5 protein-coding genes are annotated in these 3021 nt (G+C 64.9%); 4 read left to right on the forward strand and 1 reads right to left on the reverse strand.

Annotated features, from left to right (window positions below):
* Nucleotides 1-129: 129 nt before the first annotated feature.
* Nucleotides 130-363, reverse strand: coding sequence for a DUF3551 domain-containing protein (locus AC0L3K_RS37835; RefSeq protein WP_007596464.1), 234 nt, complete (start codon nt 361-363; stop codon nt 130-132).
* 254 nt (nt 364-617) lie between these two features.
* Between AC0L3K_RS37835 and AC0L3K_RS37840 the strand changes: the two genes are divergently transcribed.
* The 4 genes from AC0L3K_RS37840 (at nt 618) to AC0L3K_RS37855 (ending at nt 2877) form a co-directional block, all read left to right on the forward strand.
* Nucleotides 618-956, forward strand: coding sequence for a hypothetical protein (locus AC0L3K_RS37840; RefSeq protein ID WP_007596462.1), 339 nt, complete (start codon nt 618-620; stop codon nt 954-956).
* Between the two features lie 150 nt (nt 957-1106).
* Nucleotides 1107-1622: a hypothetical protein gene (locus tag AC0L3K_RS37845; protein ID WP_354167894.1), complete on the forward strand. Its 516-nt coding sequence runs from the start codon at nt 1107-1109 to the stop codon at nt 1620-1622.
* Nucleotides 1623-1662: 40 nt separating this feature from the next.
* Nucleotides 1663-2145, forward strand: a complete 483-nt coding sequence (gene greA / locus AC0L3K_RS37850; protein ID WP_007596453.1) for a transcription elongation factor GreA — start codon at nt 1663-1665, stop codon at nt 2143-2145.
* Nucleotides 2146-2199: 54 nt separating this feature from the next.
* Nucleotides 2200-2877, forward strand: a complete 678-nt coding sequence (locus AC0L3K_RS37855; protein ID WP_473367982.1) for a hypothetical protein — start codon at nt 2200-2202, stop codon at nt 2875-2877.
* The last annotated feature ends 144 nt before the right edge of the window (nt 2878-3021 follow it).

The raw sequence follows: 3021 nt of genomic DNA on the forward strand, positions 1-3021 counted from the left end.
CCCCCGCGCGGCCGGCCGGCGCGGGGGCGCCCCCCTCCTGGTCCCGGGGGGGGGGCGGGGCGGGGGGGCGGCCCCCCCCCCCCCCCGGGGGCCGGGCCCCCCCCCCCCCCCCCCCACGCCGCCAATTCGTCAGTAGTCGCGCTGCTGCGAGAACGCGTAGCGCGGGTTGATGCCGCAATAAGACGATGTGCCGGAGGCGGTGGCGAGGCACTGCTGATAGCTGGCGAACTGGCAATTGCCGGGGTAACCCCACGAGCGGCCCTGGATGCAATATCGATCGTTCGCAGGATGTGCCTGGGCGGCCGGGGATGCTACGGCGAGCAGGGCCGCGAGCGATGCGAGAGTGAGGATGGTGCGACGCATGTCAGTCTCCTTCGAGAGCGAGTGGGTGGGAATGTCAGCGAGCCTGGCTCGTCTGTTGCGCAGTCATGCCTGTGTTGGTGTCGCCAGAATGCCTTGCGTTCGCGACAAGGCACATCATGACGCAGCCTGCCGCCGGCAATGTGATCTCGGCCACAGTTCACGGTGGGGTTCGAGCCTATCGTGAACGGACTTGCACGCGTCGATCCCGGAGAACTACGCTTGCCTTATTCGGATCAGGTATTTTGGAGGTTCTAATGCAGAAATCATACTTGCTGGCTGCGACAGCAGCGCTGGCGCTTCTCATGCAGACACCGCTCGCGTTGGCGCAGGGCGCACCAGCCGCCGCCGGAACCGCGGCGCCTGCGACGACAACCGCCGCGCCGGCAGCGACGACGACCGCGCCGGGCGCAACCAATGACGCTTCCAGCCAGCCGACCGACTCCAAAAAGAGTGCGTCGAAAAAGCCGGCGAAGAAGAAGATGACGCGGCAGCAGGAGATCGATCACTCGGTCGACAGCGGCACGGTGCCCGCGCGCTACCGCAGCTCGGTGCCCAAGCAGTACCAGCAATACATTCCGTTCGATAAGCAGTGACGGATCGCACGGCGGCGCGGCGTGATCGGGCATCGCACCGCCGGTGCCATCGCGTCAAAATAGGACCTTGGCCGGGCGGAATCCGGCCATACATCCCCAGTGGCGGTCCGCGCGAGCGGTGCTAGAGTAGGCCGAAGCCTAGGGGGAGTAATGAGTGACGACGTGAAGGATGCTGGCCTCGTGGCCATGATCAGCAGCATCCTGGGAGGCAACAGGCGCGCCGCAGACAGTATTGTGCCGCCGCCGCTCATCGAGGTTCCGCCGCCGACAGCGCCGACGAACGGATTTGAGCTGGCCGAGCCGCCCGCGGCCGATACGCCGCCGGCCAAGGCCGAGAACAACGCAGAGAACAATTCCGAGAACGCGCCCGGTGCGGCGGCGGCTGCCGCGAAGCCGGTCGAGCCGCCCGCGAAGATCGCTACGACGCCTGATGGCAAGCAGTTGCTGCCTGCTGAAGCGATCGCCGATCTCGTCCTGGGCGAGCTGCGCAAGCTGGAGAATTTTCCGGCGACCGGTGCCTCCGTCACGGTCTACGGTTACAGGCACTGGAATGCGATGATCACCTTCGCGCCGTTCTCGACCACATTCCGGGATGCCACGCGGTTCCGCCAGGCCATGCCGGACATCGTCTTCAAGCTGCGCCGTTTCGTCGAACTTGAGATATGATCCTGGCCATGAGCCCGAACAGTTCGACAGGAATTTCGACTTGAGCGTTGCCTTTACCAAAGAAGAGAGCGCGGAAACCGCCGCCGAGACGCTGTTGCCGGATCGGCCGATCTCGCCGCATCCAAACCTCGTGACGGAAGCAGGCTTGCAGGCGCTGCAAAGGCAGCTTCAGGACGCACGCGAAGCCTATGAAGCTGCGCAGGCGATCGAGGACGTCAACGAAAAGCGACGGCAATCGGCGGTGCCCTTGCGTGACGCCCGCTATCTCACCGAACGGCTGCGCACGGCGCAGGTCATTCCCGCCCCGGCCTCGACTGATGTCGTCGCCTTCGGCAGCACGGTGACCTTCAGCCGCGCCGATGGCCGCGTGCAAACCTATCGCATCGTCGGCGAGGACGAAGCCGATCCCAAGGCCGGCACGATCTCGTTCGTGGCGCCGGTGGCAAAGTCGTTGATGGGGAAGGCGGTCGGAGATGTCGTGGGATCGGGTGCGCAGGAGATCGAGATTTTGTCGATTGGGTAGGGGGCGTTTATCGATGGTTTCCGCTGTGTCCGCGCAACAAGGCGCGATAGCTGGATGAGGCGGTTTCTGTCGGGGGCGTTGCCGTTTTACGCGCTGGCCGGATTGGCCATGTGCATGTACCTCGTCCTGTACAAGACTGATCTGTTCGACTTGAACGCCGTCGTCCAGGATGCAACCGGTTCGTCGTGGTTTCCGGTCTTCATATTCGTCTGCGTGCTACTCGAGTCGGTCTTCCCGTATTTTGGCTATTTTCCCGGAACCGCTCTTATCCTGATGTCCGTAGCGCTCAATCCGAAGCCCGCGGACGTCCCCGTCTTCATCGTGGCGTGGTTGGCCATCATCGCGGGCGCCGTCCTGAGTTACGGACAGGCTCGCTTTTTCAGACCGCTGTTGCAGCGGGTTGCCTCAAAGGCGGCACTGAACCGCTGTGAGTCCCTCCTCGACGCCTACGGCCCTTACGCGCGCATTGCCCTGTTCGTTCATCCCAACGCCTGCGCGATGTATTTCACGGCGCTCGGACTCCTCGGCCGCAACCTGACGCGCGAACTCGCTTATCTCGGCGTGGGGGCAGCAGCCTCCGTGGGCGTTCTGTTCGTCGTCGTGAGCAGACTTGTGTCGTCCGTAGGCACCACCGACGACGGGGAATTGCAGCTGCTGCTGGCCGCAGCACTGGTTGCCATCGGAACCCTGGTCGGTCTCTACGCGGCTTGGCGGCCGGCGCGGACGGCTTGAAGCTCGAGGAGGCGTGCGCGTCAGCCGGCGCGGTCTCACCCCTTGCTCCGTCATTGCGAGCGCAGCGCAGCCCAGCACGGTGTGTCCGCGGGAAGACACGGGGTTTGATCGCGACGCGCCCGAATACGCGGGGGGCTCAGTGGC

This window comes from Bradyrhizobium sp. MI1.10 (assembly GCF_055811035.1).